The sequence below is a fragment of the Cellulomonas avistercoris genome (assembly GCF_014836445.1).
Lineage (GTDB): Bacteria > Actinomycetota > Actinomycetes > Actinomycetales > Cellulomonadaceae > Cellulomonas > Cellulomonas avistercoris.
In genome coordinates, this window is record NZ_JACSQV010000005.1 from 63,020 (window position 1) to 83,273 (window position 20,254).

The 20,254-nt window shown below is 74.6% G+C and carries 17 protein-coding genes and 1 tRNA gene; 13 read left to right on the forward strand and 5 right to left on the reverse strand.

Annotation, left to right across the window (positions count from 1 at the left end; all coding sequences use genetic code 11):
• Positions 1 to 7 precede the first annotated feature (7 nt).
• Genes cydC through H9657_RS07305 form a run of 4 tightly spaced genes read right to left on the reverse strand, consistent with a single transcriptional unit; the run spans position 8 to position 6,115 of the window.
• The gene (cydC, locus tag H9657_RS07290; protein ID WP_191781901.1) at positions 8 to 1,819 is read right to left on the reverse strand and encodes a thiol reductant ABC exporter subunit CydC; all 1,812 of its coding nucleotides are present in this window, start codon (positions 1,817 to 1,819) and stop codon (positions 8 to 10) included.
• Positions 1,816 to 3,513, reverse strand: coding sequence for a thiol reductant ABC exporter subunit CydD (gene cydD, locus H9657_RS07295; RefSeq protein ID WP_191781903.1), 1,698 nt, complete (start codon positions 3,511 to 3,513; stop codon positions 1,816 to 1,818). The genes cydC and cydD overlap by 4 nt, the downstream gene beginning before the upstream one ends.
• An 18-nt stretch (positions 3,514 to 3,531) precedes the next feature.
• Positions 3,532 to 4,581: a cytochrome d ubiquinol oxidase subunit II gene (gene cydB, locus H9657_RS07300; RefSeq protein ID WP_191781905.1), complete on the reverse strand. Its 1,050-nt coding sequence runs from the start codon at positions 4,579 to 4,581 to the stop codon at positions 3,532 to 3,534.
• Positions 4,582 to 4,591: 10 nt separating this feature from the next.
• Positions 4,592 to 6,115 (reverse strand): cytochrome ubiquinol oxidase subunit I, encoded by a 1,524-nt coding sequence (locus H9657_RS07305; RefSeq protein WP_191781907.1) that lies wholly within the window; start codon positions 6,113 to 6,115, stop codon positions 4,592 to 4,594.
• Between the two features lie 466 nt (positions 6,116 to 6,581).
• On the opposite strand from H9657_RS07305, the gene H9657_RS07310 reads away from it, so the two are divergent.
• The 12 genes from H9657_RS07310 to H9657_RS07365 all read left to right on the forward strand — a co-directional run bounded on the left by H9657_RS07310 (position 6,582) and on the right by H9657_RS07365 (position 18,584).
• Positions 6,582 to 9,893, forward strand: a complete 3,312-nt coding sequence (locus tag H9657_RS07310; protein WP_225214854.1) for an Rne/Rng family ribonuclease — start codon at positions 6,582 to 6,584, stop codon at positions 9,891 to 9,893.
• A gap of 309 nt (positions 9,894 to 10,202) precedes the next feature.
• Positions 10,203 to 10,511: a 50S ribosomal protein L21 gene (gene rplU / locus H9657_RS07315; protein WP_208195757.1), complete on the forward strand. Its 309-nt coding sequence runs from the start codon at positions 10,203 to 10,205 to the stop codon at positions 10,509 to 10,511.
• A 58-nt stretch (positions 10,512 to 10,569) separates the two neighbouring features.
• Positions 10,570 to 10,824, forward strand: coding sequence for a 50S ribosomal protein L27 (gene rpmA / locus H9657_RS07320; RefSeq protein WP_191781913.1), 255 nt, complete (start codon positions 10,570 to 10,572; stop codon positions 10,822 to 10,824).
• A gap of 107 nt (positions 10,825 to 10,931) precedes the next feature.
• The gene (obgE, locus tag H9657_RS07325) at positions 10,932 to 12,449 is read left to right on the forward strand and encodes a GTPase ObgE (protein WP_191781915.1); all 1,518 of its coding nucleotides are present in this window, start codon (positions 10,932 to 10,934) and stop codon (positions 12,447 to 12,449) included.
• A gap of 73 nt (positions 12,450 to 12,522) precedes the next feature.
• Positions 12,523 to 13,671 (forward strand): glutamate 5-kinase, encoded by a 1,149-nt coding sequence (gene proB / locus H9657_RS07330; protein ID WP_191781918.1) that lies wholly within the window; start codon positions 12,523 to 12,525, stop codon positions 13,669 to 13,671.
• Between the two features lie 79 nt (positions 13,672 to 13,750).
• Positions 13,751 to 15,055 (forward strand): glutamate-5-semialdehyde dehydrogenase, encoded by a 1,305-nt coding sequence (locus tag H9657_RS07335; protein WP_191781920.1) that lies wholly within the window; start codon positions 13,751 to 13,753, stop codon positions 15,053 to 15,055.
• 129 nt (positions 15,056 to 15,184) lie between these two features.
• On the forward strand, positions 15,185 to 15,340 hold the full coding sequence (locus tag H9657_RS07340) for a hypothetical protein (protein ID WP_191781922.1): 156 nt from the start codon (positions 15,185 to 15,187) through the stop codon (positions 15,338 to 15,340).
• 2 nt (positions 15,341 to 15,342) lie between these two features.
• On the forward strand, positions 15,343 to 15,960 hold the full coding sequence (gene nadD / locus H9657_RS07345; RefSeq protein ID WP_191781924.1) for a nicotinate-nucleotide adenylyltransferase: 618 nt from the start codon (positions 15,343 to 15,345) through the stop codon (positions 15,958 to 15,960).
• 124 nt (positions 15,961 to 16,084) lie between these two features.
• The gene (locus H9657_RS07350) at positions 16,085 to 17,251 is read left to right on the forward strand and encodes a hypothetical protein (RefSeq protein WP_191781926.1); all 1,167 of its coding nucleotides are present in this window, start codon (positions 16,085 to 16,087) and stop codon (positions 17,249 to 17,251) included.
• 68 nt (positions 17,252 to 17,319) lie between these two features.
• Positions 17,320 to 17,703, forward strand: a complete 384-nt coding sequence (gene rsfS, locus H9657_RS07355) for a ribosome silencing factor (RefSeq protein ID WP_191781928.1) — start codon at positions 17,320 to 17,322, stop codon at positions 17,701 to 17,703.
• Positions 17,700 to 18,398, forward strand: coding sequence for a histidine phosphatase family protein (locus H9657_RS07360; protein ID WP_191781931.1), 699 nt, complete (start codon positions 17,700 to 17,702; stop codon positions 18,396 to 18,398). Before rsfS ends, H9657_RS07360 begins: the two co-directional genes overlap by 4 nt.
• Before the next feature lie 113 nt (positions 18,399 to 18,511).
• Positions 18,512 to 18,584 (forward strand) — tRNA-Ala (locus H9657_RS07365).
• 102 nt (positions 18,585 to 18,686) lie between these two features.
• Here H9657_RS07365 and H9657_RS07370 read toward each other — a convergent pair.
• Positions 18,687 to 18,977, reverse strand: a complete 291-nt coding sequence (locus tag H9657_RS07370) for a hypothetical protein (RefSeq protein WP_191781933.1) — start codon at positions 18,975 to 18,977, stop codon at positions 18,687 to 18,689.
• A gap of 244 nt (positions 18,978 to 19,221) precedes the next feature.
• Here H9657_RS07370 and H9657_RS19610 point away from each other — a divergent pair, with 244 nt between their 5' ends.
• Entirely contained in the window at positions 19,222 to 20,247 is a 1,026-nt protein-coding gene (locus H9657_RS19610) for a glycoside hydrolase family 11 protein (protein ID WP_191781935.1), read from the forward strand.
• Positions 20,248 to 20,254: the final 7 nt, after the last annotated feature.

The window sequence follows — 20,254 nt, forward strand, 5'->3', positions numbered from 1 at the left end:
TGCTCGCTCACGACGTCTCCTGCTGCTCGGACTGCACGGCCTCACCGTAGTCCGGCACGTGGGCCACGAGGTGCGCGTGCGTGCCGCGCGCGGCGACGCGTCCGTCCGTGAGCCACAGGACCTCGTCCGCGGCCGCGAGCGGGCCGAGGCGGTGGCTGACGACCAGCACGCCGCGCGCGGTGCCCTGCCGCGTCGCGGGAGCGTGCCACAGCTCGTGCAGCACCGCGTCGGCCGTGGCGGCGTCGAGGTGCTCGGCCGGCTCGTCGACCAGCAGCAGCGGTGCGTCGGACAGCAGGGCGCGCGCCAGCAGGAGGCGGCGGCGCTCACCGCCGGACACGGTGCGCGCGTCAGAGCCGACGAGCGTGTCGAGACCGTCGGGCAACCCCGCGAGCCAGGGACCGAGCCCCACCCGCCGCAGCGCGTCGGTCGCCTCGGCGGGCGTCACGTCGCCGCGGGCCACCCGCAGGTTCTCCAGGACGGACGTACCGAACACGTGGGCGTCCTCACCGGTCATGACGACGTCACCGACCACACGCCCGGGACCTGCCGTCGACAGCGGGACGCCGTCGAGGGTGACGCTGCCCGCGACGGGGGGCAGGAGACCCGCGAGGGTCAGCAGGAGCGTCGTCTTGCCCTCCCCGCTGGGCCCGACGACCGCCAGGCGTCCGCCGGGCGCGAGCGTGAGGTCGACGTCGCGCAGCGCGGGTGGGCGACCCGGCCAGCCGCAGGCGAGGCCCGTCGCGACGAGCACGGGCCGGCGTCCCGGCGTCGGGAGGTCCACCGCGGCCGCCGCGGGCCGCGGGCCGCTCGTGGGCGCGGGCGCCGAGCCCGGGGCGTCGAGGAGTGCGAGCACCCGGGCCGCGGCGGCACGTGAGCGCTGCAGCTGCACGGCGGCCGCCGGCAGCAGCGACGTCGCCTCGAACGCCGCCAGCGGCGTCAGGACGACGACGGCCAGCTCGACCGGCGAGACCAGCCCCGCCCCGACGGCCGGCACACCCGTGACGAGCGCCGCGACCACGGCCGCGCCGACCGCGAGCTGGCCCACCGCCGCCGCGAGAGCCGCCGGGCGGGCTCCGGCGTCCGCCGCGCGCGCCAGGTCCGCGTCGGCGGCGCGCAGCGCGTCCAGCTCACCGCCCAGGCGTCCCGACACCGCGAGCGGACCGGCGTCGTCGAGCACGCCCAGCGACGTCGCGCTCATGCGGGCCCGCGCCTGCACGCCGCGGGCCTCGGCCGTGCGTGCGCCACGTGCCGTGAGCCAGGGGGCGAGGACCCCGGCGGCGAGCAGGCAGACGCCGAGCGCCAGCCCCGCGGGGGGCCAGAACAGCGCCATCGCCACGGTCGTGCCGGTGCCGAGCGTCAGGGCGACGGCCGCGGGCAGCAGGCCGCGGACGACCACGTCGCCGACGGCGTCCACGTCGGCGCCCACACGGGCCAGCAGGTCGCCGCGCCGCACCGCGAGCAGCGTCTGCGGGGACCCGGCCGCGAGCCGCTCGTAGAGGGTCGCGCGCAGGTGCGCCATGCCCCGCAGCGCGATGTCGTGCGACACCAGCCGCTCGAGGTACCGCATGACCCCGCGCCCGATGCCGAACGCCCGGACCGCCACGGTCGCGACGGAGAGCTCGAGCACGGGTGGCATCTGTGACGCCCGCGCGATGAGCCAGGCGGACACCGCGGCGAGCGCGACCGCCGAGCCGAGCGCCAGCGTCCCGAGCAGGACCGCCAGGGCGGCACGTCGCGGGTCGACGTCGAGCAGCCGCACGGCGCGACGCAGCGTGCCGGGCGCGGGTCGGGCCGCGGGGAGCGGGGCCGGCGCCGTCATCGCGGCGCTCCGGGGTCCCCGGTCGGCGCACCAGCGCCGGTCGTCACGGCGTCGGGGGTCGACGCGACGTGGACGACGTCGTCGGCGCGGCTCGCGAGCGAGGCCCGGTGCGCGACGAGCAGCACGGCACAGCCCGCCGCACGCAGCGCGTCGAGGGTCGCGAGCACGACCTGCTCGCCGGCGGCGTCGAGGTGCGCCGTCGGCTCGTCCAGCACGACGACGGGGCTCGGGCGCAGCAGCGCGCGGGTCAGCGCGAGACGCTGCCGCTGACCGACGCTCAGGCCGGTCCCGCCGCTGCCCAGCACGGTCGACCACCCGTCGGGCAGCGACGCGACCACCGCGTCGAGACCGGTGAGCGCTGCGGCGCGGTCGCGCTCGTCGGGTGTCGCCGCGCCCAGGACCTCGGCGAGCGTGCCCGGCTCCAGCACCGGACGCTGGGGGAGCCACGTCACCTGGCGCCAGTAGTCGTGCAGGTCGACGTCGGCGAGGTCGGTCGCGGTGCCGTCCGCTGCGACGAGCGTGACGCGTCCGGCGTCCGGGGCGAGCAGCCCGAGCAGCACCTCGACCGTCGTCGACTTGCCCGCGCCGGACGGGCCGACGAGGGCGACGACCCGGCCCGGGACGAGGTCCACGTCGACCGGTGCCGGTGCCCAGCCGCCTCGCGAGCGCACCGCGACGCCGCGAGCGCGCACGGCACCGTGCGCGAGGTCCGGGGCCGGGCGCGTGCCCGCCTCGGGGACCGGGACCTCGAGCACCGCGAAGGCGCGGTCGGCGGCCGCGACGCCGTCCGTCGAGGCGTGGAAGTGGGCGCCCACCTGCCGCAGCGGGAGGAAGACCTCGGGCGCCAGCACGAGCACGGCGAGCCCGGTGACGAGGTCGATCTCGCCGTAGACGAGGCGCAGGCCGATGCCGACCGCCACGAGCGCGACGGACAGGGTCGTCAGGAGCTCGAGCACCATGCCCGACAGGAAGGCGATCCGCAGCGTGCCCATGGTGGCCCGACGGTGCGCGTCGCCGAGCTCACGGACGCGCGCGACGGGGCCGCGCTCGCGGCCGAACGCCCGCAGCGTCGTCAGCCCGGCGAGCAGGTCCAGCACCTGCGAGGCGAGGCGTTGCATGGTGGCCAGCCCGCGCTCCGAGCGCCCCTGGGTCATGACGCCCACGAGCCACATGAACACCGGCACGAGCGGCACGGTGACCGCGATGATCACGGCCGAGACCCAGTCGAGGCCCAGCACCACGCACAGGGTCGCGGGCGTGAGGGTGGCGGCGAGCACGAGCTGGGGCAGGTACCGCACGAAGTACGGCTCGAGCGCCTCGAGCCCGCGCGTCGCGAGCGTCACGAGTCCGGCGGGGTCGCCGGGCGCGGCCCGCCGCGGCCCGACGGCGGCGGCGTGCGCGACGACGCGCTCACGGAGCTGGGCCACCGCGCGCGTCGCGGCACGGTGGGCGTAGCGCTCCTGGACGGCGGCGGTCAGCGCGCGCAGCACGACGACGAGCACGAGCCACCCGACGAGCGGCGCGACCTGCGCGAGCGACGCACCCTCGGCGACCGCCGAGCCGAGCGCGTGCGCCAGGAGCAGCGCCTGCGCCACGACCAGGGCACCCGTGACCAGACCGAGACCGACGGTCAGGGCGAGGTAGCCGCGCGCCGAGCGCGCGTACCGCAGCAGCCGGGGGTCGAGGGGCTTCACGCGTCTCGCGACCCCGCGTCAGGACCGCGAGACGACACGGTCGAACGTGAGGCCCGTCGCCTCGGGGATGTGCTCGATCGTCAGGCGCTTGCGGAAGACCCAGTACGTCCAGCCCTGGTAGAGCAGCACGACGGGCGTGAGGAACGCCGCGACCCACGTCATGACGGTGAGCGTGTAGTCGGTGGACGACGCGTTGTCGACCGTGAGGGAGTTCGCGGGGTCGAACGCCGGCATGACGTCGGGGAACATCGAGCCGAAGATGAGGACGACGGCGGCGACGATCGCGACGGCCGAGCCCGCGAACGCCAGGCCCTCGCGGCGCAACCGCGTGGCGGCGACGACGAGGACGAGCGCCGCCGCGGCGACCAGGACGGCCGCCCACGTCCAGCCCTTGCCGCTGTACGCCAGCTGCGCCCACACGGCCCACGCGCCGGCGAGGACGAGCGTCGCCACGGAGCTGCGCGCGGCGAACGCGCCGGCACGCTCCCGCATGTCGCCGTCCACCTTCATCGCGAGGAAGATCGCGCCGTGCGTGAGGAAGAGGCTGAGGGTGACGAGCCCGCCGAGCAGCGCGAACGGCGACAGCAGGGCGAAGAACCCGCCGACGTACTGGTGGTTCGCGTCGAGCTCGACGCCGCGCACGAGGTTCGCGAACGCGACGCCCCACAGCAGCGCGGGCACGAACGAGCCGAACATCAGCGCGCGGTCGGCCCACGCCCGCCACACGGGGTCGTCGATCTTGCCGCGCCACTCGAAGGCGACGACGCGCACGATCAGCGCGATCAGGATGAGGAACAGCGGCAGGTAGAAGCCCGAGAACAGCGTGGCGTACCACTCGGGGAACGCCGCGAAGGTCGCGCCGCCCGCCGTGAGCAGCCACACCTCGTTGCCGTCCCACACCGGGCCGACGGTGTTGATCATCAGCCGGCGCTCCTTCTCGCGGCGCGCCTTGTCACCCCGGGGCAGGATCGCCAGCAGCATGCCGACGCCGAAGTCGAAGCCCTCGAGGACGAGGTACCCGGTCCACAGGACCGCGATGAGGAGGAACCAGACGACGGGGAGGTCCATGACGGTCTCCTCAGTAGGCGAAGGACAGCGGACGGGCGGTGCCGTCGGCGTCGTCGGACGGCGGGTTGGCCTCGGGGCTCGGGTCGTGCTCGGTGTCCGCGACGCCCTGGACCGCGTAGCGCTTCATGAGCCGGAACCACACGACCATGAGCACGCCGTACAGCAGCGTGAACCCGACCATCGAGAACAGGACCATGCCGGGGCTGACGACCTCGCTGACGCCGCGCGCCGTCAGCAGCCACACGCCGTCGACGCCCGACGCGTCGGGGTTGGGCGCGACGACCCACGGCTGACGGCCCATCTCGGTGAAGATCCAGCCGAACGCCGAGGCGAGGAACGGCGTCGCGATGGCCGCCAGGCCGAGCCGGCCGAACCAGACGTTGCCGGTGACCGAGCCCTTGCGGCGCAGCAGCCACAGGGCCGCCAGCGACAGGGCGGCGGAGCCGGCCCCCAGCCCGATCATGAGCCGGAACGACCAGTAGGTCACCGCGAGGTTGGGGTAGAAGCGCGTGTCCTCGTCGACACCGGACGACACGCCGTTGGCCTCGTCCCACTCGGTGATCCACTGCGAGTACTGCTCCTGGAGCTCGTCCACGCCGCGGATGGGCGCGTCGAAGTCGTTCGTCGCGAGGAACGACGTCAGGCCCGGCACCTCGAGGATGTGGCGCACGCCGTCGCAGTCGTTGGTGAGGTCGCCGATCGCCAGGATCGAGAACGGTGCGCCGTTCTGGGAGGTGCACAGGCCCTCGGCGGCGGCCATCTTCGCGGGCTGCTGCTCGAACATGAGCTTGGCCTGCCAGTCGCCCGACAGCGCGACGCCGGCGCCCGAGACGAGCATCGTGACGAGCCCGAGCACGACGGCCGGGCGGTAGACGTCGCGGGCCTTGTCGGTCTGCCCCGTGCGGACCAGCCGCACCATCCACCAGGCCGCGATGCCGGCGACGAAGGTGCCGGCGGTGAGGAACGCGGCCGAGATCGTGTGCGGGAACGCCGCCAGGAGGGTGGAGTTGGTGAGGACCGCGACGATGTCGGTCATCTCCGCCCGGCCCGTCTCCATGTTGAACGTGGTCCCGACGGGGTGCTGCATCCAGGAGTTGGCGGCCAGGATGAAGTAGGCCGAGAGGTTCGTCGCGATCGCCACGGCCCAGATGCACGCGAGGTGGATCTTCTTCGGCAGCTTGTCCCAGCCGAAGATCCACAGGCCGAGGAAGGTCGACTCGACGAAGAAGGCCGCGAGCGCCTCCATCGCCAGGGGGGCGCCGAACACGTCGCCGACGAACCGCGAGTACTCGGACCAGTTCATGCCGAACTGGAACTCCTGCACGATGCCGGTCGCCACGCCGATCGCGAAGTTGATGAGCAGGAGCTTGCCGAAGAACTTGGTGAGCCGCAGCCACCGCTCGTTGCCGGTGCGGACCCAGGCGGTCTGCATGATCGCGACCAGGGGCGACAGGCCGATCGTCAGGGGGACGAAGATGAAGTGGTAGACGGTCGTGATGCCGAACTGCCAGCGGGCCAGGTCGAGGGCGTCCACGGGGTCTCCGGGCGGGTGCGAGGGGCGGGTCGTGCTTGCCGGACGGGCGGCGTCCGGAGGCGCGACGGGGGCGCGCGCGTACCGGTACCGCCACTTCGAAGGTAGGCCTGGTGGCCGCCGCGCGCCGGGACGAAGGTCCCGCGTGCTGACGACACGTCGTGATCTCACCCGCGGACGAACGGCGGAGCCGGGGTCCTGTGCGATACTCGTCACTGGTCCTGGCGCCCACACCGTCGGGACCGACGAGCTCGCCGCAGCAGTGACCGTGCAGGCCAGCCGCCGCCCCGCCCTCGGCGGGCTCCAGCCCGGAGCCCCGAGACGGCCTGGCAGGCGATGGCGCCGGACGGGCGGCAGCCGGACCGACGACTTCCGTCGCCGCACCGGGTCCACCGGCCGCGAGCGACGACCGACCGCCCGGGGGCGCACGTCGTGTGGGCGGGGCCCCCGGTGCTCAGGAGTACGCGCTTTGTCTCCCGTGAACAGCCCCGAGAACACCGACGCCGTCGACGCAGGCGATGCGGCCCCGAAGAAGCGGCGCCGCCGTGTCGTCCGGGACGTCGTGACGCCCGGCACCCCGGCACCCGCCGAGGCGCAGGCCGACGTGGCACCCGCCGCGCCGCCCGTCGAGACCGCCCCGGTCGCGGCCGAGCCGCAGGCTCCCGCTCCGGCGGAGGCGCCCGAGCCCGCAGCGGCGCCGGCGGCGACGACCCGCGCCCGGCGCTCGCGCCGTGTGACGCGCACCGTCGTGCTCGACGACGTCGCCGCCCCGACGGTGCAGGACGCGCCGGTCGCGGACGCGCCCGTCGTGGAGGAGGTCCCGGACGCGCCGGTCGAGGTGGACGAGCCGCAGGACGACGAGGCGACGGCGGACGTCGCCGCGGGCGACGAGCCCGCCGCGGTCGAGGAGCCGGCACCCGTCGACGAGCCCGAGGCCGTCGACGTCGCCGCGGAGAACACCGACGAGAAGGCGCCGCGCCGACGCCGTTCCGGTCGCCGAGGTGGTCGCACGGGCCGGTCCGCGCAGGACGCGGGCACCGACGAGGCCGCGGGCGACGTCGCCCCGGCCCCCGTCGAGGAGCCGACGGACGCACCGCGCACGGACGCGCCGCTGGACGTGCTCGCCGAGCTGGGCCCGGTCCGCACGGAGGAGCCGGAGTCGCGCGCACGACTCGCGACGACCGCGCTGCTGTTCCAGGCGCCCGAGCCCACGTCGCGGCCGCGCCGCCGGCGTGCGCAGTCCTCGGCGGGTTCGCCGCAGGAGATCTCGGAGTCGGCGCGCGCCGAGGCCGAGGAGCAGCTCGCGGTCGACGACGCCGCGGCGGACGAGAGCGTCCGCACGGTCGTCGAGGACGCCCCCGACGAGAGCGCCGGCCGGACGCGACGGCGTCGCGGCGGTCGCGGGCGCAAGGCCTCCGCCGACGTCGAGGACGCGCAGCCCGCCGACGACGGCGACACCGACGAGCTCGAGCCGCCTGCCGCCGAGACCCCCGCCGGGGCCGACGAGGGCGAGGGCGACGACGACGCACGCGACGACGACCGTGAGGACGACGGGGCCGACGACGACGCGTCGTTGCCGCGCCGCCGCAGGCGTCGCGGCGGTCGGGGCCGCCGCGGGCGCGCCGACGCGCCCGGCAGCGACGAGAGCACCGACGAGCAGACGACCGAGGACGAGCCGGAAGCGCCCGCCGAGGCCGAGACGTCCGAGGACGCGGGCGACGACGACGGCAGCGGGTCGAGCCGCCGCCGTCGGCGCCGTCGCCGCGGGGCCCGCGGCGAGGTGGCCGAGGAGCCGCGTCGGCGCACGAGCAGCGACGAGGTCACGGCCCTGCGCGGGTCGACGCGTCTCGAGGCGAAGCGCCAGCGGCGCCGCGAGGGGCGCGACGCCGGCCGTCGCCGTCAGGTCATCACCGAGGCGGAGTTCCTCGCCCGTCGCGAGGCCGTCGAGCGGACCATGGTCGTGCGCGAGCTCGACGCGCGCACCCAGATCGCGGTCCTCGAGGACGGGGTGCTCGTGGAGCACTACGTCTCGAACCAGGCGCAGGCGTCGATGGTCGGCAACGTGTACCTCGGTCGCGTGCAGAACGTGCTGCCGAGCATGGAGGCGGCGTTCGTCGACGTGGGCAAGGGCCGCAACGCGGTCCTGTACGCGGGTGAGGTGAACTGGGACGCCGCCGGGCTCGAGGGCGGCCAGCCGCGCCGCATCGAGCAGGCCCTGAAGTCCGGCGACGCGGTGCTGGTCCAGGTGACCAAGGACCCCATCGGCCACAAGGGCGCTCGACTGACCAGCCAGATCACGCTCGCGGGCCGGTACCTGGTGTACGTGCCCGGCGGCGGGATGACCGGCATCAGCCGCAAGCTGCCCGACACCGAGCGCTCGCGCCTCAAGAAGATCCTGCGCGACCTCGTGCCCGACTCGGCCGGCGTCATCGTGCGCACGGCCGCCGAGGGGGCGAGCGAGGACGAGCTGCGCGCCGACGTCGCTCGTCTGCAGGGCCAGTGGGAGGCGATCGAGAAGAAGCGCAAGACCGCCAACGCCCCCGCGCTGCTGCAGGGTGAGCCCGACATGGCGATCCGCGTCGTGCGCGACATCTTCAACGACGACTTCTCCTCGCTCGTCGTGCAGGGCGACGACGCCTGGTCGACCATCTCGACGTACGTCGGCGAGCTGGCCCCCGACCTGGCCGCGCGGACCGAGAAGTGGACCGGCACGCAGGACGTCTTCACGGTGCACCGCGTCGACGAGCAGCTCGCCAAGGGGATGGACCGCAAGGTCTGGCTGCCCTCGGGCGGTTCGCTCGTCATCGACCGGACCGAGGCGATGACCGTCGTCGACGTCAACACCGGCAAGTTCACCGGTGCGGGCGGCACGCTGGAGGAGACGGTCACGCGGAACAACCTCGAGGCCGCCGAGGAGATCGTGCGCCAGCTCCGCCTGCGCGACATCGGCGGCATCATCGTCATCGACTTCATCGACATGGTGCTGGAGTCGAACCGCGACCTGGTGCTGCGTCGGCTCGTCGAGTGCCTGGGGCGCGACCGCACCAAGCACCAGGTGGCCGAGGTGACGTCGCTCGGGCTGGTGCAGATGACGCGCAAGCGCGTCGGCCAGGGGCTGGTCGAGGCGTTCAGCGAGACGTGCGAGCACTGCCACGGACGTGGGTTCATCGTCCACACCGACCCCGTCGGCAAGGGCGGTCGTCCTGAGGTGCACGGGCAGCCGACCCCGGAGCCGGGGGAGTCCAAGCGGGCGCGCCGCAAGCGCGGCTCGGCCGAGCCGGCCGCGTCGGCACCGCACCCGGCCCTGCCGGTGCTCCCCGAGGCGCGGGAGGCCGTCAAGGCGACGCTCGCCACGATCGCCGCGGCCGCGGCCCACGCGCACGAGCACGAGGCCGCGCCGGGCGACACCGCGGCGCCTGCGGCAGCACCTGCGCAGGAGGCACCTGCGGCACCTGCTGACGCCCCCGAGGTCGCGTCGCCCGTCGACGTCGCACCGGTCGAGGCGGAGCCGGCCGAGGCGCCCGTGGAGGCGCCCCGCGCCCCGCGCCGCGCACGATCAGGTGGTGCGCGCAAGCTCGGGACGCTCGACGTCATGGCCGAGCTGAGCACGGCGGGCGTCGAGCCCGCCGCGGCGGGAGCCGTCCCGACGGCCGCCGTCGAGACGGACGCGCCGCTCGAGCTGCACGCGGTCGCGCCCGAGGTCTTCGAGGACGCCGACGGCGAGCCCGATGCCGTGGTGGACCCGGGGACGGAGGGGGCGCCGGCGCCCGACGAGGGGTGACGGCACGCGCGACGCCCCGCCGAGAGGTGCGGTCCGCCCCGCTCGTTTGACCGGGCGCAAGCGGGTCCGTACCCTAGAACGTCGGTGCGTCGCGCGCGTACCGGGAGCGGTGTGTGCCGGATTCCTCGAGGAGACTCGGGCCGGTCACGGCGCAGGTCCCGGTGCAGGCGCCGCGGATGGCATCGCCGACGCGAACCCCCTGCCCCCGAGGTGGGGCGGTGCGCGGGTACCGGCGGGTCACGCGGCACCGACGAGCAGGACGCACGAAGCACCGATGAGCAGGTCCGACGAGCAGAGATGAGCAGCAACGTGGTGTACGCGATCGTGAAGGCTGGCGGCCGCCAGGAGAAGGTCGCCGTCGGCGACGTCGTCGTCGTCGACCGCCTCGCCGCCGGGGCGGGGTCGTCGGTCCAGCTGCCGGCGCTCCTGCTCGTCGACGGTGAGAAGGTCACCACCGACGCCGCGGCACTGGCCAAGGTGACGGTGACGGCGGAGGTCGTGCGGGACGAGAAGGGTCCCAAGATCGACATCCTCAAGTACAAGAACAAGACCGGCTACCGCAAGCGCCAGGGTCACCGCCAGAAGCTGACGCGCCTGAAGGTCACCGGCATCCAGTGATCCCCGGCCGCTCACGCGGCCGTCCCCCCTTTCGCAGCATCCGGAGAGCAGGTCAGTCATGGCACACAAGAAGGGCGCGAGCTCCTCGCGCAACGGTCGCGACTCGAACGCCCAGCGCCTCGGCGTCAAGCGCTTCGGTGGTCAGGTCGTCAAGGCCGGCGAGATCATCGTCCGCCAGCGCGGCACGCACTTCCACCCGGGCGACAACGTCGGCCGCGGTGGCGACGACACGCTGTTCGCGCTGACCGCCGGTTCGGTGGCGTTCGGCACGCGTCGTGGCCGCAAGGTCATCGACATCGTCGCGTCCGTCTGAGGTCGCGACACAATCCCAGCTTCACGGTCGAGGGGCGCACCGGTGCGGTGCGCCCCTTCGTCGTGTGACGATCACCATCTGCATGAGAAGACGAAGGAGGTCCAGCCGTGGCGACGTTCGTCGACCGTGTCGTGCTGCACGCGACCGGCGGTGACGGTGGGCACGGTTGTGCGTCCATCCACCGCGAGAAGTTCAAGCCGCTCGCCGGACCCGACGGCGGGAACGGCGGCAACGGCGGCTCCGTGATCGTCGAGGTCGACCCGCAGGTCACGACGCTGCTGCCGTTCCACCACCTGCCGCACCGGCGCGCCGCGTCGGGGACCCAGGGCATGGGCGACCACCGCAGCGGCTCGACCGCCGAGGACCTCGTGCTCGGCGTCCCGGACGGCACGGTCGTCAAGGCGCCCGACGGCACGGTCCTGGCCGACCTCGTCGGTGCCGGTTCGCGGTACGTCGTCGCGGCCGGTGGTCGGGGAGGGCTCGGCAACGCCGCGCTCGCGTCCCCGCGCCGCAAGGCCCCGGGGTTCGCCCTGCTGGGGGAGCCGGGGGAGACGGCCGAGGTCGTCCTCGAGCTCAAGACCATCGCCGACGTCGCCCTCGTCGGCTTCCCGTCCGCAGGCAAGTCGAGCCTCGTCGCCGCGATCTCCGCTGCGCGTCCCAAGATCGCCGACTACCCGTTCACGACCCTCGTGCCGAACCTCGGGGTCGTCCAGGCCGGCGACTTCCGCTACACGGTGGCCGACGTGCCGGGGCTCATCCCCGGGGCGTCGCAGGGCAAGGGTCTGGGTCTGGAGTTCCTGCGGCACATCGAGCGGTGCGCGGTCGTCGTCCACGTGCTCGACTGCGCGACGCTCGAGTCCGGACGCGACCCGGTCTCCGACCTCGACGTGATCGAGGCGGAGCTCGCCGCCTACTCCGAGGACCTCGAGGTCGCGGCGGGCGGTGTGCCGCTCGTCGAGCGCCCCCGCGTGGTCGTGCTCAACAAGATCGACGTGCCCGAGGCGCGCGAGCTGGCCGACCTGGTCCGCGCCGAGCTCGAGGGCCGCGGTCTGCCCGTGTTCGAGATCTCGGCAGCCAGCCACGAGGGCCTGCGCGCGCTGACGTTCGCGCTCGCCGAGCGGGTCGCGGCCGCGCGCCGGGCGGCCCCGGCCGCCGAGGCGACGCGTGTCGTGCTGCGCCCCCGCGCCGTCGACGACTCCGGCTTCACGGTGAAGCGCCGCGAGGGCGGCGGTCAGGTGTGGTTCGCGATCCGCGGCGAGAAGCCCGAGCGGTGGGTGCGTCAGACGGACTTCGCGAACGACGAGGCCGTCGGCTACCTCGCGGACCGGCTCGCGCGTGCGGGTGTCGAGGACGCGCTCTACAAGGCCGGTGCGGTCGCGGGCGACGAGGTGCGCATCGGGCCCGACGAGAACTCCGTCGTGTTCGACTGGGAGCCCACGCTCCTGACGGGCTCGGAGCTGCTCGGCGGGCCGCGCGGCAGCGACGTGCGCCTCGAGGACCGGTCCCGGCCCACACGTGGGCAGAAGCGCCGCGAGTACACCGAGCGCATGGACGCCAAGGCTGCGGCCCGCGCGGAGATGTGGACGGAGCGCGAGCAGGGCGTCTGGACCGACCCGGACGTGTGAGCACCCCTCCCGGACGCGTACGGCGCGTCCGGGAGGCGGTCGCTGCACGGCGGTGCCCGCGCGGCGAGGCATCATGGGTGCCGTGAGTGCCGCCGCCCTGTCGGGACGTGACCAGCTGCCCGGAGCGGGCCGGATCGTCGTCAAGGTCGGCTCCTCGTCGCTGACGAGCGCGGACGGGCACCTCGACCCGCAGCGGCTCGCCGCCGTGGTGGACCTGCTCGCGGCGCGGCGTGCCGCCGGCACGCAGGTCGTGCTGGTGTCGTCCGGCGCCATCGCGGCGGGCATCGGCCCGCTGGGCCTGGCCGCACGGCCGCGCGACCTCGCGACGCAGCAGGCCGCCGCCTCGGTCGGCCAGGGGCTTCTCGTGGCGCACTACACGCGCGCGTTCGCGGCCCACGGGCTGACGGTCGCGCAGGTGCTGCTGACCGCCGAGGACACCTGGCGACGCGGTCAGTACCGCAACGCGCACCGGGCGCTGACGCGGCTGCTCGACCTGGGCGTCGTGCCCATCATCAACGAGAACGACGCGGTCGCCACCGACGAGATCCGGTTCGGCGACAACGACCGCCTCGCGGCGCTCGTGTCCCACCTGGTGCACGCGGACGCGCTGGCCCTCCTCACGGACGTCGACGCGCTGTACACGGGACCGCCGTCCCGCGCCGGCTCGCAGCGCATCGCGCAGGTGCGGGGCCTCAGCGAGATCGAGGGGATCGACGTCACGGCCCGCGGCAGCGCCGTCGGCACGGGCGGCATGCTGACCAAGCTCGAGTCGGTCGCGATCGCGACGCAGTCCGGCATCCCGGTGCTCCTGACGTCCGTCGCGCAGGGCGCCGCGGGGCTGACGGGGCAGGACGTGGGCACCTGGTTCGACGCGACGGGTCGCCGTCGCTCGATCCGCCTGCTGTGGCTCGCGCACGCCGCGCGCACGCGGGGTCGGCTGGTCCTCGACGAGGGCGCCGTCCGTGCGGTCGTCGACCGCCGCACGTCGCTGCTGCCCGCCGGTGTCACCGGCGTCGAGGGGGAGTTCGAGGCCGGCGACCCGGTCGAGCTGGTCGACGCGGCGGGTGCCGTCGTCGCCCGGGGCCTGGTCGCCTACGACGCGCAGGAGGTGCCCCAGCTGCTGGGGCGCAGCACGGGCGAGCTGCGCGAGGCGCTCGGCGCCGGGTACGACCGTGAGCTCGTGCACCGCGACGACCTCGTGCTCGTCCGCCGGCGCGGCTGAGCACGGTCACGCGGGGGACGAGCGGGACCGAGGTGCGGACAGCCGTGGTCCCGCGCCGGGGCGCGGCTAACCTGGCGCCATGACCACGTCGCTGGAGCAGTCGACGCCCGCCGTCCTGGACGACCCCGAGGTCGCCGTCCTCGCCGTCGCACGACGCGCGCGGGAGGCCTCGCGCGCGCTGGCCACGGCGACGCGTGCCACGAAGGACGCCGCGCTGCGTGCGCTGGCCGACGCGCTGGTCGCCGCCACCGACCGCGTGCTGGCCGCCAACGCGCAGGACCTGGAGCGTGGCCGAGCGAACGGCATGTCGCCCGGGCTGCTCGACCGACTCGCGCTGACGCCCGAGCGGGTCGCGGCGATCGCGGACGCCCTGCGCGAGCTCGCGGCGCTGCCCGACCCCGTCGGTGAGGTGGTGCGCGGCTCGACGCTGCCCAACGGCCTGCGCCTGCGGCAGGTGCGCGTGCCGATGGGCGTGGTCGGCATGATCTACGAGGCGCGTCCCAACGTCACGGTGGACGCCGCGGGCCTCGCGCTGAAGAGCGGCAACGCGGTGGTCCTGCGCGGCGGCTCGGCGGCCGCGAGCAGCAACGAGGTGGTCGTCGAGGTCCTCGCGGACGCGCTCGTCGCGCAGGGCCTGCCCGGCGACCTCGTCCAGTCGGTCGACGCCTGGGGGCGCCCGGGCGCCGTCGCCCTCATGCACGCCCGTGGCCTCGTCGACGTGCTGGTGCCGCGCGGCGGCGCCGACCTCATCGCGACCGTCGTGCGGGAGGCGACCGTCCCGGTCATCGAGACGGGCGTCGGCAACTGCCACCTGTACGTCGACGCGAGCGCGGACCAGGCGGACGCCCTGGCGATCCTGCTCAACTCCAAGACGCAGCGCGTCGGGGTGTGCAACGCGCTCGAGACGCTGCTGGTGCACCGTGACGCGGCCGACGCGTTCCTGCCGTCGGCGCTCGCCGCGCTGGGTGCGGCGGGCGTCACCGTGCACGGGGACGACGTGACCCTGCGCCACGCGCCGCGGGACGCGGCGACGGTCCCCGCGACGGACGTCGACTGGGCGACCGAGTACCTGTCGCTCGACCTCGCGGTGCGCGTGGTCGACGGCCTGGACGCCGCGATCGAGCACGTGCGTCGGTGGTCGACGGGCCACACCGAGGCGATCGTGACGCAGGACCTGCGCGCCGCCGAGCGGTTCGTGGCGGAGGTCGACGCTGCCGCCGTGATCGTCAACGCCTCGACCCGGTTCACGGACGGCGGGCAGTTCGGTCTGGGTGCGGAGATCGGCATCTCGACGCAGAAGCTGCACGCTCGCGGCCCGATGGGCCTGGCCGAGCTCACCACGACCAAGTGGGTCGTGCACGGCGACGGGCACGTGCGCCCCTGACGTGCACCGTCGTGGCGTGGTCCGGGGCCACCGGCGCCGCGTGCGACACTGGGTCGTTGCGGCTCCGGGAGGGAGTTCGGACGCCGCGACGGACACACAAGGACCGACGAGGACCAGCAGGAGGACCACGTGCACGCCACCCTCATCGCCGCCGCAGAGACGGCCGCCGAGCACAACGAAGCGCTGCCGTTCGCGCCCGCCGTCTTCGGCGTCGGCGCGTTCGTGGGCCTGCTCGCGATGCTGCTGGTCACGTACGCGTTCCGCTCCGTCGGGTCGCGCCACTGACGGTGCCGGCCACCGCGGAGGTCCCCACCCGCCCACGCCTCGGTGTGATGGGCGGCACGTTCGACCCCGTGCACCACGGGCACCTGGTCGCGGCCAGCGAGGTCGCGGCCCGCTTCGACCTCGACGAGGTCGTCTTCGTCCCGACGGGCAACCCCACGTTCAAGCAGCACGTCGAGGTGTCGCCCGCCGAGCACCGGTACCTCATGACGGTGATCGCGACCGCGTCGAACCCGCGCTTCACCGTGAGCCGCGTCGACATCGACCGCGCGGGCCTGACCTACACGGTCGACACCCTCCGGGACCTCAAGACCGAGCGTCCGGACGCCGACCTCTTCTTCATCACCGGCGCCGACGCGATCGCGCAGATCCTCACGTGGAAGGATGCTGCCGAGCTGTTCGACACGGCGCGGTTCGTGGCGGTCACCCGCCCGGGCCACGCGCTGTCGGTGGACGGCCTGCCCGCCGGGCGGGTCGACGTGCTGGAGGTCCCCGCCCTGGCGATCTCCTCGTCCGACGTCCGTGCGCGTGCCCGCGCAGGGGAGCCGGTGTGGTACCTCGTCCCGGACGGGGTTGTCCAGTACATCGCCAAGCACAGGTTGTATCGAGGTCGTCATGAGTGAACCCGGAGAGCGTCGTCGCCGTCGTGAGATGGAGCGTGCGGCCCAGGACGGTGGGCAGGGCCCCGGTGCCCAGCCCGCCCCGCCCACGGGGGACGATGCGGCTGCCCCGAGCTCGCGTCGGGCCATGCGCAGCCGGCTGGTGACACCACCGGCCGGCACGTCGTCGGCCGGTCCGACGGGCACCCCCGCGTGGTCGTCGGGCGCCGGCCAGCAGCCTGCGCGTCCCGGCCCCGTCTCCGCCGGCCCGCCCGCGGCGGGCTCGCGCGCGCCGTCCGACGACGGCTCGCGGTCGCGGCGCTCGTACCGCGACTCGGCGCTCGACCCGACCTCGGCCCCGCGTGCGGCGACGCCGCCCGCGGCACCGCCGGCTGCCCGTCCCGCCGCCCGTCCGGTCACCGCCTCGGCGCCCGCGCCCCGGCCGGCGACCTCCCCGGCACCCCCGCGGTCGGCACCCGCGCCGTCTCCCCGGCCGGCGCCCGCGCCGCCGACCCCACCCGTCTCGTCCGACTGGGGCGCGCGGGGTCAGGCCGCACCCGACCGGCGCGCCGCGTCCCGCCCTGTCGCGGCACCGCAGCCGGCACCCGCCGGCACGTGGGGCCAGCCGTCCGCGGCGCCCGCGCCCGTCGCGACGCCGCGTCCGGCCGAGGGCACCGGATGGGGTCGTGAGAGCGGACCTGCCCCGTCGACGGGTGCGCCGAGCTGGGCCGGGGGTGCCTCGTCGGCGTCCGCGGCGCCGCCGCGCACGTCCGCGTGGGGCTCGGGGACGTCGGCACCGCCGGCGGGTCCCGCCCCGGCCGCGTGGACACCGTCCTCGCCGGCGCAGGCACCTGCCGCGGCACCGTCGGTCACCTCGTTCCAGTCGTCGGCGCCCAGCGCCCCGTCCCGCCCCGCGCCGTCACCGGTCTGGACGCCGGGCGGCGCTCCGGCCACAGCGACGCCGGCCGAGCCCGCCGCCACGCAGGCACCGGAGAGCGAGCGGTCGCCGGACGCGTGGACGCGTACCCCGGACGCGCCGCCGGCTCCCGAGCCGGCAGCCCCGCCGTGGGCGGCGTCGCGGGCGGCCGGCGCCGCGCACGACGACGACCTGCACGACGACGACGACGAGGACGACGAGCCGTCGCGCCGTCTGCACCCGTACACCTGGCTGCACGTGCTGGTGCTGGCGCTCGTGGCGTTCGTCCTCGGCTTCCTCATCATGCTGCTCGTCATCCAGACGCGCTCCGACGGCACGGGCACCGAGGCCGCGGCCGCGCCTGCGGTCGCGACGGTCTCCGTCGCCGGCCCCGCCTGACGTCTCCCGCACCACCCGCGGCGTCGCACCACCCGGTCGACGCCGTCCCCACGACACGAGGAGCCCATGTGCCTGCGAGCACCCGCGCGATCGAGCTGGCCCACGCGGCAGCGCGCGCCGCTTCCGACCTGAAGGCGCAGGAGATCATCGCGCTCGACGTGAGCGAGCAGCTGGTCCTGACCGACGTCTTCCTCATCGCCTCCGGCACGAACGAGCGGCAGGTCGGCGGCATCGTCGACGCCGTCGAGGAGGCCCTGCACCACCTGGGCGCCAAGCCGGTGCGCCGTGAGGGCAAGGCGCAGGGGCGGTGGGTGCTCATCGACTTCGGCGAGATCGTGGTGCACGTGCAGCACGCCGAGGACCGCGTGTACTACGCGCTCGAGCGGCTCTGGAAGGACTGCCCGCTCATCGAGCTGCCCCCCGAGGAGCGTGGCGAGCAGGCGGACGCGTGACGCAGCGCCTGCTGCTGTGGCGGCACGCGCGCACCGCGTACAACTCGCAGGCGCGCCTGCAGGGCCAGATCGACATCCCGCTGGACGAGGTGGGGCACTGGCAGGCCCGGACGTCGGCCGCCCGGTTGGCCGTCCGGCACCGGCCGGTGCGCATCGTCGCCTCGGACCTGACGCGGGCCGTCGAGACGGCGACGTACCTCAGCCGCGCGCTGGACGTGCCCGTCGAGCTCGACCCCCGGCTGCGTGAGCGGGCGTTCGGAGCCTGGGAGGGCCTGACGGGCCAGGAGATCGAGGCCGGCTGGCCGGGGGAGTTCGTGGCGTGGCGCGCGGGCGGCGATCCGGCCGGGGTCGGTGCCGAGTCGCGCGCGGACGTGGCAGCACGCGTGTCCGCGGCGGTGCTCGACCAGGTGGCCCGCACACCGGGTCGGGGCGACGTCGTCATCGTCTCCCACGGTGCGGCGCTGGGCTCGCTCGTGGCGGAGCTCCTCGGCCAGGCGCCGGCATGGCGCGGCCTGGTCGGCATGCACAACGCCCACTGGGCGGAGATGACGTCGTCGGGCTCGGGTGTCGAGCCCGCCTGGCGGCTGCTCGGCTACAACATCGGCCCGACCGACGCGTCGGCGGACTGGAACGCCGGCCCGGACCCGGAGCCGGCGGAACAGGACGCGGACGACGCGACCCGCGACCCCGACTGACGGCGCGTTGCACGTCACACGACGATCGCCCGGACGCGATTGGCGCTTCGCCGCTCGTTCGTCCTAGACTCTCGGGGCGCCCCCAGGGGCGTCGAGGTCCGCTCGCGGACCACGGGGCTGTGGCGCAGCTGGTAGCGCACCTGCATGGCATGCAGGGGGTCAGGGGTTCGAATCCCCTCAGCTCCACGTCGTACGAAGCGGGACATCCACCACGGATGTCCCGCTTCGTCGTTCGTCGGGGTGGGAGCAGGCGCGGGTGGCCGGGACGTCCCGTCGGCTCTGCTCCCGTCAGCGCAGCTGCACGGGGAAGACCTCGGTGCGGGCGACGACGCGGTCACGCTCGGCAGCCAGGTGCACCCGCCGGGGATCGGCCAGGTACCCGTCGAGAGCCGCACGGTCGGCGAAGCGGTAGACCTGCACCTCGTGCGGGTGCCCGTCGGCGCCGTCGCCGACCACGCGCTGCAGCACCTGCCCGCCGTGGCCCGCGACCAGCGCGAGGACGGTGTCCTCGTAGTGCGTCATCGCGTCCTCGTGGCCCGGCGCCGCCCACAGGAGGCAGCACAGCGTGAGCTCGCTCATGGTGAGCAGTCTGCCGTGGTCCGTCGGTCACGCGCAGGGCCGGCGGCGGTGCCTCGTCGCGCCGCCGAGTCGTAGGGTGATTTGACTCCAGTGTGATGATCCAGCACACTCGCCGGGCGGCTGCGGCCCGTCGGCGGAAGCCAGCGGGTGCGGCCGTCCGGAAGGCGCGGGCCGCCGGTCCCGACGTGGGGACGCGGTGGACTTCCGAGGACGTTCCCCGCTTGACGCACGAAGGAGTGCTTCCATGTCCTCTGTCCCCACCCGCACCGCGCACCGGACGCGACGTCCGGTGCGCTCGCTGATCGGCGCCGTCGCCGTCGGCGCGCTGCTGGCAGGCGGTGTCGCCGCCGCCGCCCCCGCGATGGCTGCCACGATCAACAGCAACCAGACCGGCACCAGCGGCGGCTACTGGTTCTCGTTCTGGACCGACAGCCCCGGCACCGTGTCGTCCGGCATGAACGACGGCGGCAACTACACGACGAACTGGCAGAACACGGGCAACTTCGTCATCGGCAAGGGCTGGTCCAAGGGCGACAGCTCCAAGGTGGTGTCCTACTCGGGGTCGTTCAACCCGTCCGGCAACGCCTACCTGACGCTCTACGGGTGGACCAACGGTCCGCTCATCGAGTACTACATCGTCGACTCGTGGGGCACCTACCGCCCGACCGGGACGTTCAAGGGCACCGTCACGAGTGACGGCGGCACCTACGACATCTACGAGACGACGCGCGTCAACGCCCCCTCGATCGAGGGGAACAGCTCGACGTTCAAGCAGTTCTGGTCGGTCCGCCAGCAGAAGCGCGTCGGCGGCACCATCACCGCCGGCAACCACTTCTCCGCGTGGGCGTCCAAGGGCATGCAGCTGGGCAACCACAACTACATGATCCTGGCGACCGAGGGCTACCAGTCCTCCGGCAGCTCGAACATCACGATGTCGGCGGGCTCGGGCGGCGGCGGCAACACCGGCGGCGGCAACACGGGCGGTGGGAACACCGGTGGTGGCAACACCGGCGGCGGCACCGGGTCGTGCACCGCGACCGCGACCAAGGCCGAGAGCTGGGGCGACCGGTTCAACGTCACGTACACGGTCTCGGGCAAGTCGAACTGGTCCGTCACGGTCTACCCGAGCAACGGGCAGTCGATCCAGAGCTCGTGGGGTGCCAACCGCAACGGCAACACCTTCACGCCCAACGGCTCGAACAGCTTCGGCGTGACGTACTACAAGGGCAGCAACAACGTCGACTGGACGCCCACCGGCGTCTGCTCGTAGTCGTCGT

What these genes read in the sequence shown, in the direction of transcription:
- cydB (WP_191781905.1), bottom strand. Translation starts at nt 4,581, where the DNA reads ATGGACCTCCCCGTCGTCTGGTTCCTCCTCATCGCGGTCCTGTGGACC.
- H9657_RS07350 (WP_191781926.1), top strand. Translation starts at nt 16,085, where the DNA reads ATGCGCAGCCGGCTGGTGACACCACCGGCCGGCACGTCGTCGGCCGGT.
- rpmA (WP_191781913.1), top strand. Translation starts at nt 10,570, where the DNA reads ATGGCACACAAGAAGGGCGCGAGCTCCTCGCGCAACGGTCGCGACTCG.
- proB (WP_191781918.1), top strand. Translation starts at nt 12,523, where the DNA reads ATGGGTGCCGTGAGTGCCGCCGCCCTGTCGGGACGTGACCAGCTGCCC.
- cydC (WP_191781901.1), bottom strand. Translation starts at nt 1,819, where the DNA reads ATGACGGCGCCGGCCCCGCTCCCCGCGGCCCGACCCGCGCCCGGCACG.
- H9657_RS07370 (WP_191781933.1), bottom strand. Translation starts at nt 18,977, where the DNA reads ATGAGCGAGCTCACGCTGTGCTGCCTCCTGTGGGCGGCGCCGGGCCAC.
- H9657_RS19610 (WP_191781935.1), top strand. Translation starts at nt 19,222, where the DNA reads ATGTCCTCTGTCCCCACCCGCACCGCGCACCGGACGCGACGTCCGGTG.
- H9657_RS07335 (WP_191781920.1), top strand. Translation starts at nt 13,751, where the DNA reads ATGACCACGTCGCTGGAGCAGTCGACGCCCGCCGTCCTGGACGACCCC.